Source organism: Paenibacillus ferrarius (assembly GCF_002027705.1).
Classification (GTDB): Bacteria; Bacillota; Bacilli; order Paenibacillales; family NBRC-103111; genus Paenibacillus_E; species Paenibacillus_E ferrarius.
In genome coordinates this window covers 120,652-140,070 of the sequence record NZ_MBTG01000006.1, presented here as the reverse complement: position 1 = coordinate 140,070, position 19,419 = coordinate 120,652, and the positions used below count along the sequence as shown (strand labels likewise).

General features: G+C 49.3%; 19 protein-coding genes and 1 riboswitch. Of the genes, 4 read left to right on the top strand and 15 right to left on the bottom strand.

What is annotated here, in order from left to right; all coding sequences use genetic code 11:
- Window positions 1–7 precede the first annotated feature (7 nt).
- From BC351_RS44075 to BC351_RS07925, 7 genes are all read right to left on the bottom strand, one after another.
- Window positions 8–187, bottom strand: a complete 180-nt coding sequence (locus BC351_RS44075; RefSeq protein ID WP_307449325.1) for a DUF6760 family protein — start codon at window positions 185–187, stop codon at window positions 8–10.
- A gap of 20 nt (window positions 188–207) precedes the next feature.
- Window positions 208–585 (bottom strand): hypothetical protein, encoded by a 378-nt coding sequence (locus tag BC351_RS07950; RefSeq protein WP_057304095.1) that lies wholly within the window; start codon window positions 583–585, stop codon window positions 208–210.
- 88 nt (window positions 586–673) lie between these two features.
- Window positions 674–1,108, bottom strand: a complete 435-nt coding sequence (locus BC351_RS07945) for a phage tail protein (RefSeq protein WP_079410458.1) — start codon at window positions 1,106–1,108, stop codon at window positions 674–676.
- 42 nt (window positions 1,109–1,150) lie between these two features.
- Entirely contained in the window at window positions 1,151–2,884 is a 1,734-nt protein-coding gene (locus BC351_RS07940; protein WP_079410456.1) for a phage tail sheath family protein, read from the bottom strand.
- Between the two features lie 125 nt (window positions 2,885–3,009).
- Window positions 3,010–3,813 carry a beta-sandwich domain-containing protein gene (locus tag BC351_RS07935; protein WP_079410452.1) on the bottom strand — a complete coding sequence of 268 codons (804 nt, stop codon included), beginning with the start codon at window positions 3,811–3,813 and terminating at the stop codon, window positions 3,010–3,012.
- Between the two features lie 12 nt (window positions 3,814–3,825).
- Window positions 3,826–4,404, bottom strand: a complete 579-nt coding sequence (locus tag BC351_RS07930; protein WP_244208920.1) for a Pvc16 family protein — start codon at window positions 4,402–4,404, stop codon at window positions 3,826–3,828.
- A gap of 585 nt (window positions 4,405–4,989) precedes the next feature.
- Window positions 4,990–7,188, bottom strand: coding sequence for an ATP-binding protein (locus BC351_RS07925; protein ID WP_079410450.1), 2,199 nt, complete (start codon window positions 7,186–7,188; stop codon window positions 4,990–4,992).
- Between the two features lie 128 nt (window positions 7,189–7,316).
- Here BC351_RS07925 and BC351_RS07920 point away from each other — a divergent pair, with 128 nt between their 5' ends.
- Complete coding sequence (locus BC351_RS07920) at window positions 7,317–8,408, top strand: GGDEF domain-containing protein (RefSeq protein ID WP_079410448.1); 1,092 nt, start codon at window positions 7,317–7,319, stop codon at window positions 8,406–8,408.
- A 111-nt stretch (window positions 8,409–8,519) separates the two neighbouring features.
- Window positions 8,520–9,167, top strand: a complete 648-nt coding sequence (locus tag BC351_RS07915; RefSeq protein WP_079410446.1) for an SOS response-associated peptidase — start codon at window positions 8,520–8,522, stop codon at window positions 9,165–9,167.
- 68 nt (window positions 9,168–9,235) lie between these two features.
- Here the strand turns inward: BC351_RS07915 and BC351_RS07910 are convergent, their stop codons facing one another.
- The 3 genes from BC351_RS07910 to BC351_RS07900 all read right to left on the bottom strand — a co-directional run bounded on the left by BC351_RS07910 (window position 9,236) and on the right by BC351_RS07900 (window position 11,881).
- The gene (locus BC351_RS07910) at window positions 9,236–9,670 is read right to left on the bottom strand and encodes a DUF1284 domain-containing protein (RefSeq protein ID WP_079410444.1); all 435 of its coding nucleotides are present in this window, start codon (window positions 9,668–9,670) and stop codon (window positions 9,236–9,238) included.
- Window positions 9,667–10,242 (bottom strand): NUDIX domain-containing protein, encoded by a 576-nt coding sequence (locus BC351_RS07905; protein ID WP_079410442.1) that lies wholly within the window; start codon window positions 10,240–10,242, stop codon window positions 9,667–9,669. Before BC351_RS07905 ends, BC351_RS07910 begins: the two co-directional genes overlap by 4 nt.
- Before the next feature lie 226 nt (window positions 10,243–10,468).
- A complete protein-coding gene (locus tag BC351_RS07900; protein WP_079410440.1) occupies window positions 10,469–11,881 on the bottom strand; it encodes a hypothetical protein in 1,413 nt (470 codons plus the stop codon).
- A gap of 149 nt (window positions 11,882–12,030) precedes the next feature.
- Here BC351_RS07900 and BC351_RS07895 point away from each other — a divergent pair, with 149 nt between their 5' ends.
- Window positions 12,031–12,246 (top strand): hypothetical protein, encoded by a 216-nt coding sequence (locus BC351_RS07895; RefSeq protein ID WP_079410438.1) that lies wholly within the window; start codon window positions 12,031–12,033, stop codon window positions 12,244–12,246.
- A gap of 305 nt (window positions 12,247–12,551) precedes the next feature.
- Here BC351_RS07895 and BC351_RS07890 read toward each other — a convergent pair whose 3' ends face one another.
- The 4 genes from BC351_RS07890 to BC351_RS07875 form a co-directional block, all read right to left on the bottom strand.
- Complete coding sequence (locus BC351_RS07890) at window positions 12,552–13,640, bottom strand: polysaccharide deacetylase family protein (protein WP_079410436.1); 1,089 nt, start codon at window positions 13,638–13,640, stop codon at window positions 12,552–12,554.
- Entirely contained in the window at window positions 13,637–13,897 is a 261-nt protein-coding gene (locus BC351_RS07885; RefSeq protein WP_079410434.1) for a YqkE family protein, read from the bottom strand. Before BC351_RS07885 ends, BC351_RS07890 begins: the two co-directional genes overlap by 4 nt.
- Before the next feature lie 55 nt (window positions 13,898–13,952).
- Entirely contained in the window at window positions 13,953–15,788 is a 1,836-nt protein-coding gene (locus BC351_RS07880) for an APC family permease (RefSeq protein WP_079410432.1), read from the bottom strand.
- A 98-nt stretch (window positions 15,789–15,886) separates the two neighbouring features.
- Window positions 15,887–16,037: riboswitch (cyclic di-AMP (ydaO/yuaA leader) on the bottom strand.
- Window positions 16,038–16,243: 206 nt separating this feature from the next.
- On the bottom strand, window positions 16,244–17,473 hold the full coding sequence (locus tag BC351_RS07875) for an NAD(P)/FAD-dependent oxidoreductase (protein WP_079410430.1): 1,230 nt from the start codon (window positions 17,471–17,473) through the stop codon (window positions 16,244–16,246).
- A 334-nt stretch (window positions 17,474–17,807) separates the two neighbouring features.
- On the opposite strand from BC351_RS07875, the gene BC351_RS42105 reads away from it, so the two are divergent.
- Window positions 17,808–17,957 carry a hypothetical protein gene (locus tag BC351_RS42105; RefSeq protein WP_158082013.1) on the top strand — a complete coding sequence of 50 codons (150 nt, stop codon included), beginning with the start codon at window positions 17,808–17,810 and terminating at the stop codon, window positions 17,955–17,957.
- A gap of 311 nt (window positions 17,958–18,268) precedes the next feature.
- Here BC351_RS42105 and BC351_RS07870 read toward each other — a convergent pair whose 3' ends face one another.
- Entirely contained in the window at window positions 18,269–19,039 is a 771-nt protein-coding gene (locus BC351_RS07870; protein WP_079410428.1) for an EcsC family protein, read from the bottom strand.
- Between the last annotated feature and the right edge of the window lie 380 nt (window positions 19,040–19,419).

Below are 19,419 nucleotides of genomic sequence, written 5' to 3'. Positions count from 1 at the left end.
GTCTTACTCACCTCTTACCGAACACATCAAATGGATTGTCAGGCTGCTTCTTGCCATCGTCGTTCAAATTGCGGTTGATGCGGGAGATTTCCTCACACCACGTTCGGCGCTCCCGGTGCTCCATTGACATGATTTCATCGTGTGTCCAATGAAAATAGTAAGCAATAAAACCCGCTTCTTCATAGATCTTGTCAATGGGATATCCCGTTATGCCCCCGCCATCTCGTCCAAAAAAGACACGTCCACATCAAACTCATGCTCGCATTTCGGGCAGCTTGTGTGTACTCTTGGCACTTCCATTTCATTAATTTGGCGATAGAAATTTTGCAGGAAAGCGAGATCCGCTGTAAAAAACTTCTCCACTACGCGAGTATCAATGGCACGCAAATCACCAAGATTCGTGATGACACGGGTAAGTAAAATAATCGTTAAATAGCCGGGATTTTGCTGAACGCGTTGATCGCGCATGGGCAGAATTTCGTCTGCGGCTGTAGCAAGTCGCATAACGCCTCTCTTGTGAAGCGTACCATTATCATCCACATATCCTCTAGGCAGCTCGAACTCGTATTCCGTTTTGAAAGCCATCATGGTGCCTCCTTAGCTATTTGTATGATTGAAAAAAAGAAGAGTCAGGAACCGGAACTCACGTCCCGGCGCCTACTCTAACCTATCATTACTTCGTGCGCGTCATGCCTTCATGAGCAAGCTCTAAGCTCTCGATCGCAACTTCGTTCCCAGTTCCCTTGAAGCTTGGAGCTGAGTACTTGGACGGCCATGCTTCGATAACCTGCCATGTCGCTACATCTCCGCCCTCTTCGTTGATCGCGATAATCGTGACCGTTTTGCGGGAGATTTTGCCTTGAATGGATTCTGACATCCAGTTGTACATATCCATGGAGTCAGTAACCCCCCATTTCAACGTAATGTTGCCGTATTTGGCAAGTCCCGGAAGCTTCCGAGGCGTAATCGTTTCGTTGCCTTCACGGTATTCAATTACCGAAAGGGAAGCGTCAAATCCAGAGATTTCACTGAATCCAGCTTGCTGAATACCTTCTACTTCAATTCGAAATCTAAAATTGCGGTATGGATCCCTACGTTCGCCAGCCATATAATACCCCTTTCCTAATATGAAAAATATCTAACGTTTCAACTATTCTTCTCTTGTTTTCTGAGTAATGCGGAAGATCACGAACTCGGCAGGTTTCACTGGAGCAACCCCGATCACACAGATGAGTCGACCATTATCAATGTCATCCTGCGTCATCGTACTGCGCCCGATGTTAATGTAGAAAGCCTCCGAAGGACTTCCCCCCATCAAGGCGCCGTCTCTCCATACACGAGTTAAGAACGCATCGATGGTCCGTTGTACACGAGCCCAAAGCTGTTCATCATTGGGTTCGAATACAACCCAGTTCGTGCCGTTCTTGATCGACTCTTCAATGAAGATGAACAAACGTCTTACGTTCACATATTTCCATAAACCGTTGGAAGAAGTGGTGCGGGCTCCCCATACACGAATACCTTGTCCTGCGAAATGACGAATCAAGTTTACGCCTTGCGGGTTCAGGATATCCTGCTCGCCTTTGTTATATTGGCAATCCAGACCAACTGCGCCGCGAACGACTTCGTTGGCAGGCGCTTTTTGAACGCCGCGTGTTTGGTCGGAACGGGAGTAGATCCCAATAACAGAACCGGATGGCGGGATGTAAATGTTTCTTTTATCTAATGGATCAAAAACTTGCAACCAAGGATTGTACATAGCTGCATAGCTGCTGTCAAAAATATTGCGGTGCGTCATAACATCCGCTACTTTGGTCTTCTCGCGCGGAATATCGAGAACCGCAAAGCGGCTGCCCAAGTTTTCACAGTGCGCAACTAGGGATAATTGCACAGTAGGCTCTGTTACACCCGGAATCGCAATGATGCTGACGACATCGTTATCGATAAAAGACTGGATACCTGTACGTTTGCCAGGACCACGGTCTACACCCATGAACACATCAGGCGTCACTTGCGCGATGGAACCGTTGCTTCCGCCTGACAAAGCGATTTGGAATTTGCCAACCGACTCGTTCTCGCCGGAAAGCACTTCAAAAGGAGCGATTGCGCCGAGATCCTTGCCTTCTGTCAAATCCTTCACCGTGATGATGTTGGAACGGGAAACGATTTTCTCGATATGGTTGGCAGCGGAAATGTTCAGAGATACCTTCTCGTAAGTCTCAGCTTCATCGCCATAGAAAACATGCAGCGTGAACTCAGAAGTAGTTAACACTTTGGAAGGAAGCAGACCCGCATCCACAACATCGCCGTCCAGCTCTTCAGCAAGCTCGATGATGTTATCTTGGGAAGCGATGACTTTGTTGTATTGCTTTTGGCCAGCTGCCTCGAAAGCCACGACGTCGCCAACGTTGAACCCCGCGTTATTTTTCACACGGTATTGTTTTTCGCTAAGCACTTCGTAGATTTGTGTTTTGGCTTTGCTGGATGGTACAACCACGATGCGAACTTGGTTGCCCCAAGTACCAGGGTTTTTGGATGAGATTTCTAGAATGGAAGCTTCTTTGTTGCTGTCCGCTTTGTTCTTAGCTACTTTAGCGTCAGTTGGCGCTACGCGCATAACATAACAGCGGGAACCCCCGTTTAAGTAAAAGTGCTCAACAGCATAAGAAAGGAAGCGGTACTCACCAAATTCGTTCTCTGACAAGTAGCTGCCGAATAAACGATGGAAATCAGCTACACTTGTAACCAATTGGGGGACACCTTCAATTTCCCCTCTTTGCGCAAGCCCTATAAACCCGGCCGTACTTGTGCTTGCACCCTCAAGCGGTTGTGCCCCGCTGTCAAACTCTTCCACATAGACTCCAGGTGATAAATAGTCAGCCATTGTTCCCCAGTTCAGTCAGATGGCTCTTCTTGCAAATGAATACGGCCATAGACATGAAACCAGTTCTCTCCTTTCTGCTTGTCATTTTGTATAGAAGATGGACGTGTCCATTCTACTAAATAGGGTTAGGTGAGACGAACGATACCAAGGTTTGTTGTGGTACCTTCTGCGACGAAAACTTCCTTCGTGAGCGCTCGGCGATCCGTGCCATAGGTAATCATTAGCTCTGTTTGAAAGGCTTGCACGCGATTTCCGCGAAAGGCGATAACAACCTCACCCCGTTCGGTTACGCGGGTTTCTTGAACAGGCAGCAGCAAGGCTCCTCTAGTGAAGGCTTTGGTCAGCTTCCGCTCTAAACGAAACCGTTTCTGATGCTCCAGCACCTCTGCGATACGAATATACTCCTCAGAAGGCTTGGCACCTCGGCCACGCAGTATGTAGGAATCACCTGCGGCAATCGTTCCTGTAAACGAACCAAGTGTCACTTCTATTGCGCCTTTTTCTGCTTGGTCGACCATTAATCGAGCCCGGGCACATTCCTCAGTCAGAATTGTTGCCTGCAGCTGAGCATCCCGTATCGGAGAACCCGCCGCATTCTGCAGCATAGCTCGGATCAGCCCGATGCCTTGGGAAAAAGGATAAGAAGGAAGCGGCTTCAATTGAATAATCTCTATGTAATTGTCAGTTCCTATGGTGATCAGAGACTGTTCTTGAAAATAGTACTCGCTGTTTACGGTTAAACGATAATCACCAGGCGGCAAATCATTGAATATATAGGAACCGTTCGACTTGCTGATTGCTTTCGAACGGGTGCCTTCGAGATAAACGGTGGTGGTATTGCCAAGTGGGGTTTTGGAGGTGCTTGCATCGATGACGTACACAACAAGGGAGACGCGGTTTTTGAATTGCGATACACGAATATGGTCCACAACCTACCCCTCCTAACCTTGGATACGAAAATCGGTTTCTGAAACCCTTTTGGTCGTTCGAATGCGCGTTGAATCAATGTTAACAGGCCCAACTGTGTAGCTGACTGAAAGTCGGTAAGGGGTTTCAGCGAAATTCCATAAATTCAACATACTCTCTCCCTTAAGAGGGTCCATCACAATACGCACTTCTTCATCTTGCTCGGCTAGGGTGCCTACGGTCATTGAACCTCGAAGTACGGAATGATCATAAAGCACTTGCATGGCTCTGCCTATGATCCGATGCTCATCCAACGCTCTGGATTGAAGCTCGGCTGGGGATTGTACCGTCAGCAAAAAGCTGAGATCAACCACCATAGGCGGAAACTGAATTTCATTCGTCCCTCGGGCAATCATATGTGTACGACGATTATCGCCGCTTTCGCGAATGTTGTACAAATAAAGAGATAAGTAGAAATCACCTTTATCGACAGGCGAAGCGAGCCCAATCATCTCTGGTTGGGGAATGGGATCCGGGGTCATGTTTTCTCTAAGCAGCTTGATTAAAGATGCACTTACATCAGCAATTACCGAATAATCGCCTATGGGATTCACTTCCTGCCTCAAAATACCTATTTCATGTGTTGAAACTATGGGGAATATGTCACATTGTGTACCTTTTTCTATTATAATTGCAAATTGCTAGGATGACTATAGCGATTATTTAAGAGTTTCGTGAAAGATCGAAAATACCTTACATGAGATTTTATTTTTCTGCCTGAACATGGTTGATGCCTGGTGCCGCCCAATTCTTAGGTAGACAAAAGAACCTCCAAAACCACTTGAATCGGTGGAATTGGAGGCTTGATATGTCTGAATATGCCTAAGGTGCCTGAAGGGTGACTAAAGGGTGCCTAAGGAAACTGAAACGTGCCTAAACGCTGCCTGAAAGGGAACTGAGATCCGCTATATGCGGGTTATCAGGAGAAATGGGCAGCGAGGGAACTACAGTACGCTAATTGCTCCAAAAAGCACGTTTCAGAAGGAAACGGAAGCGAATAGCGTATCGTAGTTCCGTTTCAACTGGAAATAGGCCATTTTCAGGCAAATAGCGTACCCTAGTTCCGTTTCACGCTCCGAGAAGCGCTGTTGTGCTCACATTAATGACGCTGCATTGCATTCATACTATCGCCCTATGCCTCAATACTCTTCCCATTCTTGTCGAGCCAAAATTTTACCGGATTTCTGCAATTCGTGCCGGATCGATTTGATGATATGCTGCATGCGAATGGGTTGACCCGCTTCAGCAGCCAAAAATGCCGATGAAACCACCACATTTTTAATATTTCCCCCAGCAATCTCATAGCGCTGCGCCAAGTATTTGAAATCGACGTCGTCGCTAAGAGGGGCTGCTGCCGGAAACATCGCCTGCCAAATCTTTTCACGGTATTCACTATCCGGAAAAGGAAACTTAATGACATAATTGATCCGCCGCAGAAAGGCTTCATCAATATTATTTAATAGATTCGTCGCCAGCACCGTGATCCCCTGATACTCCTCCATCTTCTGAAGCAGATAGGCCGTTTCGATATTCGCATACTTGTCATGCGAATCCTTCACTTCCGAGCGCTTCCCAAACAGCGCATCGGTTTCATCGAAGAACAGCACCGCATTGCTGAGCTGCGCTTCCTCGAAGATTTCGTGCAGGTTCTTCTCGGTCTCGCCAATGTATTTACTGATCACCTGCGAAAGATCAACCTTGTAAAGCTCAAGCTGCAGGTCGCCGGCCACAACCTGCGCAGACATCGTCTTCCCTGTGCCCGGCGGGCCGGCGAACAGCATGCTGAGCCCCTTGCCGTAGGCCAGCTTCTTCTCGAAGCCCCAATCGCCGTAGACGACGCCGCGATATTTCACTTGATTGCAAGCGTTGCGCAGCTGATCCTTCTGCTCGGGCGGGAGGACAATGTCCTCCCACCCGTAGCGCGGCTCAATGCGCGTCGCTTTGCGCTCCAGCTTATGCTGCACCTGCTGGTAGCATGCTTTGTAGAGCGCATCGACCCGCAGCGGCGCAGCGGCGGGGCTTTCCCCTCCCGCCTGCCAGGCGGAGTACCCGCGAGCCAGCGTCAGCGCGCGGCGAATCTGTCCCGGGGTGAAGCGGAATTTGCCGCTCATCACCGCGAAGTCAAGATCCGCGCTCACGCCAAGCTCGCGCGCGAATGCCGTCCAGAGGCGCTCACGCCCTCCCTCGTCCGGCACTTGCAGTTCATGCTCAAGGAGCAGCCGCTCCTTGGACTTCCAGCTCTGCCGGTTGTACGTCCCGGCGAGCAGAAACACCATGCCGCCGTAGCCGTCCAGCAGCTCGTGAAACCGTCCGAGCCGCTGCTGCGCCGCCAAATCCGGCTCCTCTGGGTAGAGCACCTCCAGCCGTGTGAAGCACAGCACGGCCTGATGCAGGATCGCCTCGCGAATAATCACGCTCAGCTGCTCTTCCAGGCTCACGGCGTGCAAAAGCACGTCCGCCAGATCAACGAGCAGCAGCGGCTTCTTGAAGAAGCGGCTGAGGTGCATGACCTGCAGCTTCTTGCCGGCGCCCGCGTTCCCCCACACGTGGAACGCGAGCCGCTTGCGCTCAGCTGCCGGCGACTGCAGCATCTCGCCGATGAAGCCTCGCAGCCGCAGTTGAAAATCCTCATGGACGAGCAGAGGGTCCAGCTCGTCATCCGGGTAAACCATCTGAACCGCCGGCTTCAGCTTCGGATCCACTTCACCGGAATCCATCAGGAAGGTAATGATTCTCTTATCGAGCAGCAGCGGCCTGGACAATAACGACTGACTGCTGTTTGGCTGCTCGTCCCTGTGAAGAAGATAGCGAGCCAGTCTGCCTTCCGGAGCCATGAAGGTAGTGCGTGCTGCCCGCATTTCTTCCGGATGGCTGCAGGCTATTTGCAGCGCCAAACTGATATTCGGTGTTTTGCTGGTCAAATCATCTTGCAGAAAGCCGAAAATCCGCTCGTATTTGCGGTCCAGCTCCACAGCCAGTCCGAGCATCACGAACCGTTCTTCTACCTGAGATAGTCCGAAAACTGAAGTGATATAGGACAGAGGAAGGAACACGCCGGTTTCCCGGCTTTGGTCCAGACGCTCTGCTACGAACGTCTCTAAGTCCCCTATCGCTGCTAGAATCTGACGTTCTTCCTCGTCGATCTCCGCCTGCTCGCCGATCCCGCCCACCAAACGGATGAATTCATCTTCGGACACAAACATCCCACGAAACGAATCTGTTTGCGGATCTGGGGTTAGCTTTTGGCGGCGTTTATATAGAAGCTCCAGCTTTTTATCCAACAAAGCAAGCTCGTCTTTATAATGTTCCCATGCATGGATATACCCTTGAACTGCCATAGCCCTCCTGAATGACTCTCTATTTTCATTGCTTGCCTAAATGGGGTGTTATTCTTTACAATGATCTGATAAGGCACAAAACGTTTTTCCAATAACTGCTACCTTGAAAGGAAAGTGGCCTTCCTCCGATGGAACAACTTCCGGCGAATGATCATATTTGGAATCGTAAGCTAATACATCTTCTATGGTGGATCCTGCTCATCTATGAAGTAGCCGCTATGATTGGATTTTTCTTTGATTTGTATGATCAGCCTGCACAGTGGCGCACCAGCTTCATGCAATTTCAAGTCATCCCGACTTGCTTGCAGCTTTCCCTCATGGGAGCCGGTTATCTGGCCGTCCGCTATCTGAAACAATACAGTGATTTTATCATGATTATATGGACCATGACCACGGTTAGTATTTATATCATCTGTATTCCTGAACTCTCGAAAAGCTATGAATTAATTAGCATTCCTATTATTATGGCATCTATCTATTTTCAGAAAAAATATATTGTCTTCGCTTATAGTTTAGGCATGGTTTGTTTAATAGCCTTATTATTTAACCAGGCTAATAATGACATAACGATTACCCCTTATGAAGTCATTGTCTCCATAACGGTTGTCACCTCAACGGCGCTCGTCTGTTTCGCTATCATGAATAAAGGCTTGGCCCTTATTACGCTGCTCAAAGAATCAGTCGTTCGCGAGCAGGATCTGCTCATTCGAAATGTGATGATCGATCGGCTTTCCAAAGTTGATGCGCTCACCGAACTGTTCAATCACCGCTCTTTTCAAGACCATACGGATCATCTGATTTCACATATGCCCTTCGATACTCCCCTTGAGCTTGCGCTGATGGATATTGATAATTTCAAAAAAATTAATGATACCTACGGCCACTGGGTTGGGGATGTTGTGCTCAAAACCATTGGTTCCCTGCTGAAAGAAGTGCTCGGACCCGATGATATGTCTTTCCGCTATGGCGGTGAGGAATTTGCGGTTCTGTTCGTGGGCAAATCGCATAAGGAAGTAATGGAAGTGTGCGAACAATTAATGCAAATCATTCGCGAAACGGAAATCCCCGAGATGCCCGGTCAAGCCTTAACGATGAGTATCGGTCTCGCTCCCTATAATCGGAATACGATGAAGAAGGCCTGGTTCCAACAGGTGGACGAGTGCTTGTACGTAGCCAAAAGAAACGGAAAAAACCGCATTCATGCGCATTTTTCACTATAATACATAAGATACTTTTCAATTAAGTGACCTTATTGCAAAAAAAGAAAAAACCTCATACATGATTTTGGTGAATTCCGCCAATAATAGCCAAAATCAAATGAGGTGATAACGATGTGCCATTCCATAGCTATGCTTGCTGACGTTAACGATATTATGAAGCAATTCCGTATTGATCGGCTGCTCTCCTGCAGCTCCAATCGTTATGAGGTGAAGCCGACGGAGTCGGTTTCTGCGGTCATGATGAACAAAAAGGGCGAACGTCTCCTTGATGAATTCCGTTGGGGATTAATGCCGTTCTGGGCCAAGGATGCCGTCTGCGGGGATCGCGATTCGATCTTCTCCAATCACGTATTCGAGCGTATCGTTAGAAAGCAGCGTTGCATTATTCCGTGCAGCAGCTTTTATGTGAGTGTGACAGAAGGTAAGGAAACCCAGTGGACTAGGTTCAAAATGCGCAGCGGCACGTTCGGCATCGCAGGTCTGTACGATGTGTGGCAAGCTCCGTCCGGCCAAGAGGAAATGCGTACCTGTATGATGTTGATGACGGATGCCAACTCTCTGGTCTCCCCTTATCATCGCCATATGCCTGCGATCCTCGATCAAGATCAAGCGGAGATGTGGCTTGCGCCTGAGCAGCGGGACAGTCGTCTACTTCGGTCGCTCCTTCGCCCTGTCGACGATCTTCTAATGGTTGCCAATGTGCTTTCTTCTCCGGAAGAAAAGCTGGAAATGGGCTCCGATCTGAGTGTTTTTGCCTAAAAAAAGAGCTGTCCTATAAGTAGATAAAACTACTTGAGGGCAGCTTTTTTTTTTTGGGTCGGAAAATTTTATTTATTCTGCGGCACAGGCGGCAATTCGCCGCCTTCCCCGATCAAGCGCACACCTTCCGCACATACGCCATAAGGCTCCCAACGACATGTCGCGCAAAGCTGGCCGATATCCCCCGGCTTCACAAAATCGGCCACTTGGCCGCAAACCTCCGACCAACTGAGCTTCATGCCTACCTGCAGGCCAAGCCTTTCCACGATTTCCGCATCCCGTTCATAGACCGATCTGTTCTCACAATGCGCGACTTCGTTCGCTGGATAAGCTGCGCAGAGATCGTCGGGTCCAAGAACGACTTCTATGATCGTCTCCGGCTGCTGGCGCAGTGTTTCATAAACTTCGGTCATATTCTCGCAAAATTCTTTGGAGTACCCCATGCCCCGGTAACCCAATAGACAAAGCAAGTGATGGCCTCTGAGTCCAATGGGCCCACTCATTGAGCAGACACCTTCGGTACGCGATACAAGCCATATCCATCCATTTGGATAATGGGGTCTTCGTCTTCGACGAGTCCGGCCTGTGTGGAATGGAGAGCTACATCAATGAGCCAACGTGTAAAATCGGCCACTGGCATAGTCTCCATCTCCTGCAAGCTAAAGAAGCCAGCCGCATCCACTTCAACACCGTCCGGAGTAGGCTCTCCGCTGATATAATCCAGTTCAAATGCAATGTAAACATTATGTATGCTTCTAGGCAAATCGCGCACTGCAACCAAGCGTGTGACTTCTGCCCTAACACCGCACTCCTCCATCACCTCGCGCACAATCGTCTCTTGAATCAGCTCATGCTGCTCGATGTATCCGCCGGGGTTCGTCCATCGGCCCTTGCCTGGCTCCTGCGCTCTGCGTACAAGCAGAATTTTCTCATCCTTCATCACCAGCGCACCCACCCCAATGCTGTAGTTGCCCCAATGCACAAAGCTGCAAACCGTACAGGCTCTGCGTACCGTGCCATCCACATCGCGCGATTCCATTGCGGCTCCGCAAGTCATACAAAATTTAGCTTCCATCTGCCTCATCTCCAACTTCCTAGATTCATCTGTTCTGTAAGCTTACTGCTTCAAGTGGACAATAGGCAACTCCGATTCCGCGTGGTTTCCGTCCATTGTCTCCAACGCAGGAGATCCTACCTGCACCTGTCTCGAAATATCGCTGATTTCGAAAGACAATAAAAAAGCACACAGCAGCTGCCTAGGAAATAACATGCCCAGAACTGCCGCTGTATGCTTACTCCGTTTATACCAAAAACATCGCCACGACCGTCGTCACGCCGAGGCCGAAGAGTACAGGCTTCAGATTCCGTCTAGCAAGCTCGAACGGACTGACGCCGCAAATCGCCGCGGCCGGAATGAGTGCCCACGGAATCAAGGTGCCGCCGCCGACCCAGATGGCGGCCACTTGCCCGAGCGCGGTTAACACAGCCGCGCCAGAGCCGATTGCCGTCGCGAAGAGCTGGGCAATCGAGCCCGCGAGGGAGATGCCAGAGAAGCCGGAACCGTCGAGGCCGGTAATCGCGCCGACGACAGTGAGCGTCACGGCGCCAACCGCGCCGTTCAGGGGTACATGCCCCGCCAGTGCGACGCCGAGATCGTTCACGATCCCGTGCGACCCTTCGGGTAGTATTTTACCGAAGAGCTCCGTGAACGCCGAGTCGCCAAGGTAGAAAAAGGCCGCGATCGGAATAACGGGGCCGAACACTTTGAAACCGAATACAAAACCTTCGATGAGGTAAGAAGTCGTTTGTTCCAGACCTTGATTGCGGTGCGCGAGCAGCGTTACTGCAATCAAGATGAACACAGCAGTGCCGCCCACGAGCGCGGTGGCATCTCCGCCTTGCAGATGGAGTACGAACATCGCCACGACGTCCAAAGCGAAAAGCAGCGGGATAAGGATCGCCAGTGTCTTTTTCACCTTTGGCGTTAAGCTAACCTTCGCTTTTTCGTCTGAGGCAAGGAGCGAGCCGCTATCCCCTGTGCCGCTTGCTACAAGACCATCCCGCCAGGTTCCGTTCTTAATATCCCGGCGCATCATCCAAAATGCCGTGACCGTCGTCACCAGCCCCATCACGATCACAAGTGGAATGCTGGCCTCCATGACCGAGCTAACCGGCAATCCGGCTGCATCTGCTGTTAGCTTGGGCGCTCCTTGAATAATATAATCTCCCGATAGTGCAATCCCATGACCAAACAAGTTCATCGCCATCGCTGCGCCTAGTGCAGGCAAACCAACACGAACCGCCACCGGAAGCAGAACCGCTCCAATCAAGGCCACTCCAGGTGAAGGCCAGAAAAACCATGAGGTCACCATCATGATGATCCCAATTCCCCAAAAAGCGAGTGCCGGTGTTCGCAGAAACCGCGTCAATGGGGCTACCATCGCTTCATTGATGCCCGTTCGAATGAGTACCCTGCTCATCGCCACAACAATGGAGATAATCATGATCGTACCCATCAGTTCTTTCGTTGCATACAGAAAGCTGTTGAAAATTCCGGACACCGAGCCGCTCAACGTTTCAGTTGCCAGTAAGCCCAGAGCAAATATACCGACTACACAAATCATCGTTGTATCTCTTCGCTTGATCAAAAGCGCAAGAATAAAGCCAATAAATACGAGATAGACCCAATGAATCGGCAATAATTGAATCTCCACTCGAATCACGCATCCTCTCTGCCTAAGCAGCACTTGGTGCTACACTATATGCTCGGCTAGGCGTAGGCGTTCGCGCATTTCGGGAGTTCACAGGCACCTTGTGGTACAATAAAGGAACTATTTTAAACAAGTAAGGGGCATGTACCACAATGGCTAGTAATCAGCGTTTAGTAACGAATGTCGATTTTCAGGAAGCCATGGATCGACAGGCTCCTGTCCGCATTTTCAAAGATGATCATATCGTCGATACGAATGCCATCATCCTCCGTTTCAGCGAGAAAACGATTGTCGTGCAAACGCGTGTCAGCGATTTGACGTACTATGATCGCGATGCATGTGAATTTTTCGAGATGAAAAGAAGATAAGAGCGCGGGGTGGGTGCTTTCGCGTATTGAGCCGGCCTTTTTGGCAGGCTCAGCGGCAAGTAGCAGCTTTTCCACCTCCGAGACTGCTTTTTCGGCAGACTCAGTGCGACTTTGGTCGGTTTCGAGCCTTTTCCGAGCTTGAGCCGGCCTTTTCGGCAGGCTCAGTGCGACTTTGGTCGGTTTTGAGCCGTTTCCGAGCTTGAGCCGGCCTTTTTGGCAGGCTCAGCGGCAGTAGCAGCTTTTCCACCTCCGAGACTGCTTTTTCGGCAGGCTCAGCTTTCTTTTGTGCGGAATGAGGTTGCTTTCTACTCTAACGGATATGTAGAAAGCTGGACGAATTGAAAGCCTGCCTTTTGCAAGTCAGGGATTGCTTTGATGACGCCTTCTGCTGTGTCTTTTTCGGGGTGGTTCATGTGCGCGAGAATGATGGAACCGCTCTTTGCTTTCATTAGTGCATGGTAGACCTGATCGGTGTTGTACGTCGCACCTGCATCTCCTAGGACATTGTAGCCTGCCAGCTGGGCGCCCAAATCGTGAACGATCGCTGCGGCGACATCATCGTAATAAGCCGTGCCTGAGCGAAAAAATACAGGCCGCCGCCCTGTCAGCTGCTCAATCCGGTCCGCATTGTCGATCACTTCGTGAATGACTTCGCTCACGTTTTTCGTCCCTGCGATGCCATAAGCAGGCTTCCCATTGACAGATAAGGGCCGATGCTCGGTCCCGTGATTTTCGATCTCGAATAGGGGATTTGCAGCGAGCTTGGTAAAGGTGTCTGGATTCGCAATGATCCATCTGGAATTAACAAATAAGGTAGCTGGAATATGTTCTTTGATCAAATAGTTGATCAGCTTCTCATCATATCCGCTGCCTTCTTTGCCGCCACATGCATCAAATGTCAGCGCTATTGCTTTTTCTTTTGTCACCAGATGTGTCCGTACTCCAGAAACTTGCTCACCCCACTTCTTCGGGACCGCTTTGCTATAACGGTCGATTAGCGCTGTCAACGCAGACGTGGATAAGGATGACGTAAATTCAGAAGGCAGTCTTGGTGTAGGCTCAACAGTATGGGCCTGTGTGTTTAATTCCAGTGTAGGCTCTAAAGCTTGGCTCGGTGTGCGGTCTGTAGTTGGAGCAGGTATCTGATCTGATGTTTGTTTGGGTATCTGCTCTGATGTTTGTTTGGGTACCTGCTCTGATATTTGTTTTGGCACCTGCTCTGATGCTTGTTTGGGCATCTGCTCTGATGTCTGTTTTGGCACCAGCCCTGATGTTGCGTCAGGGGCTGTCTTTGTTGTTGGAACAGAAGCTGTGTGCGAACTGCGTGCCTCGCAGCTTGATAGCGCAATCATCGCAAATAGAAAGAAGAGGAAGCACAATCTGCGCTCCCTCATTTGTGCTTTCTCCAGTCCAGGCTGCTCTTCTCGAGCAGGTGTCCAAAATCGTTCTCCAGCCGTTTCTCCTCCGCCTTGCGTGCAGCTTCTGCCTCAGCTCGGATCGCATCCTTGCGCGCTTGTTCCTCCGCTTTCATTGCATCTGCTTGAGCTTTCAGCCCCTCCAGAATTTCTGGGCGCAGTAAGTCCTTTAGCGTTGCTGGTTTATCTTGCACACTGGTATCAGCGGTTGTAGACGACCATTTTTTCTTTGCCATAACGGGTTCACCTCTGTTCTATTTCTCACACAGTTTTCCCCTTTATTGTACAACTCTACTCATGCAAATGATAGGGTACTGTTGCGACAACGATATCTTTGTCCGATTGGAGTTTGGAACGAATACGCGCAGCAGACTGATTGTGGAGCAATCGGTGCCACCATTTTTTGGGCATAAATTGGGGCAGGATCACCATAATGGATTGTTTATCCGAGACATGGGTATCAATGCGTTCGATGAATTCAGCCAGCGGCTTCAGAATCGTCCGGTAACGTGATTTGAACACAACGAGACGAACGCCAGGGTCCCATTTATCCCACTTCTCCTGCATCGCTTCTTCATCCTCGTCTGAGAACGATACATAGAAAGCTATGACGTTAGGAGATAAGGATTTGGCATAGTTCAAAGATTGCGCAACAACGCGGTGAATTCCCGCAACAGGCACGATAATCACAGGCTCTTTGGTGCAAACACGCTCATGCTCAATATCAATGCGCAGTTGTTTGGCAACGTCATCGTAATGATGACTCACCTTCGTAATGAGCCAGAGCAGGATTGGCGTCACAATAATGACGATCCAAGCGCCTTCGCTGAATTTGGTGAAACAAAAGATCAGCAGCACGGCAAAAGAGACAATGCCTCCTAAACCATTAATAAGTGATTTGCCGACCCAGCCTTTCACGCGTTCTCTCAACCATTTGCGGACCAGGCCGCTTTGAGCCAATGTAAAAGATAAAAAGACGCCAATGGCATATAAAGGAATAAGTGCATCGGTCTTGCCTTTGAAAATAATCAAAAGAATGCTAGCCAGAACCCCTAATGTGACAATCCCGTAATGAAAGGACAAGCGGTCTCCCCGGTAGGAGAACATGCGTGGAAAGTTTTTGTCTTGAGCCATAATGGACGCCAAAATCGGGAAGCCGTTGAAGCTCGTATTGGCCGCTAACACCAAGATCAGCATAGTGCCAATTTGTGTGGCAAAATACAGCGTACCACGCCCGAAGGCTTGCTCCGTCACCATCGACAACACCGATGTATGTCCGTGCGGATCAGGCACAATCCCGTAGCCCAAGCTGAGCAAGGTCACGCCGCCAAATACAATCGCCAGTAGAGTCCCTAGCGAAGCGAGTGTGCGCTTGGCATTTTTCACGGACGGTGTACGGAAATGCGGTACCGCATCAGAAATCGCCTCGATTCCTGTCACGGCCGAACAACCAGAAGAGAAAGCTTTGAGGATCACGAACAGTGTTAAAGAACTCGTCATCGAGCTTGGTGCGAAATGAATGGCATGCATATTCATCGAGCCGCTCAGCATATCATAAATCCCTTTGCCGATCAGCAATAAAATACAAAAGATAAAAAAGTAAGTCGGAATCGCAAAAACGGTGCCTGATTCAGATGTGCCTCGCAAATTAAGCCAAACCATCAACCAAACAAGGATTAACGCAATGGGTATAATATAAGGTACCGTAATCGGAAAAGCCGAAGTAATCGCCGTCACACCGGCCGAAATCGAGACTGCGACGGTTAACGTATAATCAATAAGCAGCGAGACCCCGGTGAGTCTCCCCCATACCATGCCTAAATTTTCTTTGGCAACCATGTAGGCGCCACCACCCATAGGGTAGGCCTCAATCACTTGGCGATAGCTGAGAACAAGCAGCGTAATCAGCGCAATAATGGAGATTGCGATCGGCAATGAGAACGCAAAAGCGGCAATCCCGACAGTTGCAAGCTCAAGTAAAATCTGTTCCGTACCATATGCTACCGATGAGAGTGCATCTGAAGATAGAATAGGTAGTGCCTTCCAGACCTGCATTTTCTCAGATTCGAGTTCTGCCGATTTGAGCGGCTTGCCGAATACAATTTTTTTCAGTGAATCACTTGTCATGCTGCGAAATTCCCCCAAATTAACCTAGTGTTGAGTACTTTTTTCCCATTTAGGACGCAAAAAAACACAAGGATCGACCTTGTGCTTAGCCACATGTTCTCCTTTCTCACGATCGCTTACGAGGTTAGCTGTCGGGTTCGGGCCGCGAGAAATCTGCCCTAAAGGTCGCATAAGAACGGACCTTACTCACCCCGTTGAAACCATTGGTTCCCCCGCTTTTCTATCAAGAAAATTAAGCGAAATATTCAGTTGTAACGTACGTTCTGAATACTACTCTCTTCTTTATCCATAGTAAAGGATTGAAAAGTCTTAAAAAGCTGAATTCCATCCTCTCAAACACTCATAAATTCGCTTACAACGATTTAAATCTTTGTTTTACTTCTATTCTCTTCGGATTTCGCTAATCTGGAGCTTTTTAACAAAAAAAAGCTACCTCAGCGGCAGCTTTTTTGACATTAACTTCTGACATGATGATTGCGTGTCGTTATTTTTTGTTTGAAAATCATTTTTCTCCACACCAAGGGAATGCCGCCAATCAGAAATAAATAGCGAGCATCAATCACTTTTTTGATCAAAGCAGCGAATTTCCCTTTCACCTTCTTCACTTTCAGAATGCCTACGGCTTCCCCCCTGCCTAACGAAGCTACCGTCCCCTTGTAATCATAAGCAAAAGGTCGCAGCGGCTTTCCTCGCAAGGTATAAAGTAAATTTCGGGCTGTATTGCAGCCCTGCTGGACCGCAATTTGGGCGTTGGCCGGATAAGGCATTCCTTCCGGGCTCATAACAATAGAGCAATCACCCGTAATAAACACGTCGGGATACTGGAAGGAGCGCAAGTAGTCATCCACTCGAACACGACCGCGCTGCACATCAAATCCGGCCTGCTGAAGCAAAGAATTGCCACGAACGCCTCCCGACCAAATAATCGTTCCCGCAGGAATAAATTGCCCGTCTCCTAACAGCACACCGTCCGACTCGCAAGCCTTGATCGCGGTAGAAAGTTTATACTGGACCCCTTTGCGGCGCATGACTTCCATGCCGTATTCCACCAGGTCGTGCGGCAAGCCCGGGGGCAGAGCCGTAGGCGAGGCTTCCACATTAATAATTTGCACAAGGGCGGGATCCACATCATAAGTCCTGCAAAGTACCGGAAGGCGATCAGCTAATTCTCCAACAAACTCCGTACCCGTAAAACCTGCGCCTCCCACAACAAAAGTCAGGTACTCCTTATGCTTGGAAGTTAGCTTATATTTGGCAAACATATACTCGATATGCTGACGAATGAATCGTACACTATTAATGCTGTTAATTGACATCGCATGCTCCCGCAAGCCGGGGATGCCGAATGTCTCGGTCTCACTGCCCAAGCCCACAACCAAGTAATCGTAGGTGAGCGTTTCATCAGCCAGTATGACCTTCTTCTCCTCAGGCAAAATTTGCTGTACCGTCGATTTCACGAAGTGAATTTTCCGCTCATTTATAAGCTCACTTATCGCAACACGGGCATTCTCATGATGATCGGTTCCAGCAGCCGGCATATGCAAATGCGTCGTCATGTAATGATAATCGTGCTTATTTACCAAAGTGACCTTCACTTCTTCGGCTCTGATCAGTTTTTGCAGCCTGATCGCGGTAACAATCCCGCCATACCCGGCACCCAGAATAACCACTTTCGCTGGTTTCATCTAAACCATCCTCTCCTCCGATGAATCTCTGTATGATCTAATGAATCGCGGTAAAATCTGATGACCAAACCGAGAAAGAAAAGTATGTGAAAATAATCACATTCTAGATCAGGGTGTTGAGGCGGTTTGGCTCTCTCCTTATCATATGAGTCTTCCGTGGTCTTGATTACACATAAGCAAAGTAAGGGCATTTAGAGGCTAGAGGTAGATTATTTAGAGATTGGGAGGTGGCGGTTTTTAAGAGCGAGGGAAGAAGTGAAGGGTTGATGATAGCAAGAGAGAAGGGGCTGGATGATTAAGAACAAGGATGAGGGGGACGAAGGATGAAGGGTGGATGAAGGGGACGGCTTGGAGGACGAAGATGCACGGCTTGGAGGGCGAAGATGCACGGCTTGGAGGGCGAAAAGGCACGGCTTGGAGGGCGAAGATGCACGGCTTGGAGGGCGAAGATGCACGGCTTGGAGGACGAAGGGGCACGGTATGAAGGACGAAGGGGCATGGCATGAAGGACGAAGGGGCATGGCATGAAGGACGAAGGGGCACGGCATGAAGGGCGAAGATGCACGGCTTGGAGGGCGAAGATGCACGGCTTGAAGGACGAAGATGCACGGCTTGGAGGGCGAAGATGCACGGCTTGGAGGGCGAAGATGCACGGCTTGGAGGAGAAAAGGCATTAGGATTACCGTGAGAAAGGTTAGGCGAGGAAGAGTAAGGCACGATCGTGCTGGTGAAGTGCTGGTGCGGAACTGCCGGCGCGGGACTGCGGGCATAGCAAAAAACATCGAGGTTTCCCTCTTACTGTTCTTTGCTTCCGGTGTTTACCTTATCCTGCAGCCTGCGCAGCCGAAAACAATTCATCCCTGCCACACCCAACTCCTCCAGCAAACCAAAGTTCGCCCACGCCCCCACAACGGCGCCAATTCCGGGAATAAGTTGCAGCATTTTGCGAAAATCAATCGTATCCCGATATTCCTGTTGCAGCTGCTGCCAATCTACTTGATCCAAATAAGCTGCTGCAGGCGGAAAGGAATCCGAAATCACATGCCAATTCTTGATCGTTTTAAGCAATTCGGTTTTCTTCTTCGGGCTCGAGAAGGCCAACTGAAAAACGTAGAGAATAAACAAACGCTCCCTATAGTCCTTGGTCGAGTAGCCGTACACGTGAGCAAGCTCGAAAAGAAATTTCAATTTAATGCCGAGCAAAATGGGAAAATCGGCGAGTCCAAGCAGAATGCCTCCCGCTCCCGCCCCTGCGCCTTCGGCTGCGGCAATCTTTTTATAAAGAGATAACAGCTCTTCTGCCTTCGCATCCCTGTCTGCTAAAGAAACATCATAGAGCGGCTCTTGCGCCGGAATATAATTGATGCCGAATAAGGTCGTTTGGATGATGCCTTTGACCGTTGCCGTTATCGTTTTGTGAACCTTGTCGGGGATCAGATTATTAATCCCGGTTTGGACCGATTTGGAAGCCCTCTCCACGAAATTCGGAGTTATCTGCTGCCTGATTTCCCAGCGTTTCAGTTGTCTTGCCATTTGCTGCTCATATAAGGTGTATTCCGCTTCCATAGTTCACCGCCGTCCATATTCTTAATCAAAGTATAGTATACGAGGCTCTTAGTCTCAACATGACTTGTTTAGGGGGAGCACAAAGGGAATGGAGATGGATAAATGATGGGGTTGGGATGGGGAGTGCTTGTGAGGTGTCGAGTGTGTAAAGTTTGGGAGAGTTCGATAAATGGTGGGGTTGGATGAGGTGTGCTTGTGAGGTGTGGAGTGTGCAAAGCTTGGGCATGTTAGACAAATTATGAGCTTGGGATGCGGAGTGCTTGTGAGGTGTGGAGCGTGCAAAGCTTGGGCATGTTAGACAAATTATGAGTTTGGGATGAGGAGTGCTTATGAGGTGTCTGTCGAGTGTATAAAGCTGTTGGGCAGTTAGACAAATGGTG

Coding starts and splice junctions, on each gene's coding strand:
- BC351_RS07950 (WP_057304095.1), bottom strand. CDS start 585: ATGGCTTTCAAAACGGAATACGAGTTCGAGCTGCCTAGAGGATATGTG.
- BC351_RS42105 (WP_158082013.1), top strand. CDS start 17,808: ATGAAGGGGACGGCTTGGAGGACGAAGATGCACGGCTTGGAGGGCGAA.
- BC351_RS07910 (WP_079410444.1), bottom strand. CDS start 9,670: ATGAGTGGGCCCATTGGACTCAGAGGCCATCACTTGCTTTGTCTATTG.
- BC351_RS07945 (WP_079410458.1), bottom strand. CDS start 1,108: ATGGCTGGCGAACGTAGGGATCCATACCGCAATTTTAGATTTCGAATT.
- BC351_RS07880 (WP_079410432.1), bottom strand. CDS start 15,788: ATGACAAGTGATTCACTGAAAAAAATTGTATTCGGCAAGCCGCTCAAA.
- BC351_RS07905 (WP_079410442.1), bottom strand. CDS start 10,242: ATGGAAGCTAAATTTTGTATGACTTGCGGAGCCGCAATGGAATCGCGC.
- BC351_RS07875 (WP_079410430.1), bottom strand. CDS start 17,473: ATGAAACCAGCGAAAGTGGTTATTCTGGGTGCCGGGTATGGCGGGATT.
- BC351_RS07920 (WP_079410448.1), top strand. CDS start 7,317: ATGGAACAACTTCCGGCGAATGATCATATTTGGAATCGTAAGCTAATA.
- BC351_RS07870 (WP_079410428.1), bottom strand. CDS start 19,039: ATGGAAGCGGAATACACCTTATATGAGCAGCAAATGGCAAGACAACTG.
- BC351_RS07940 (WP_079410456.1), bottom strand. CDS start 2,884: ATGGCTGACTATTTATCACCTGGAGTCTATGTGGAAGAGTTTGACAGC.
- BC351_RS07890 (WP_079410436.1), bottom strand. CDS start 13,640: ATGAGGGAGCGCAGATTGTGCTTCCTCTTCTTTCTATTTGCGATGATT.
- BC351_RS07895 (WP_079410438.1), top strand. CDS start 12,031: ATGGCTAGTAATCAGCGTTTAGTAACGAATGTCGATTTTCAGGAAGCC.
- BC351_RS07925 (WP_079410450.1), bottom strand. CDS start 7,188: ATGGCAGTTCAAGGGTATATCCATGCATGGGAACATTATAAAGACGAG.
- BC351_RS07885 (WP_079410434.1), bottom strand. CDS start 13,897: ATGGCAAAGAAAAAATGGTCGTCTACAACCGCTGATACCAGTGTGCAA.
- BC351_RS07915 (WP_079410446.1), top strand. CDS start 8,520: ATGTGCCATTCCATAGCTATGCTTGCTGACGTTAACGATATTATGAAG.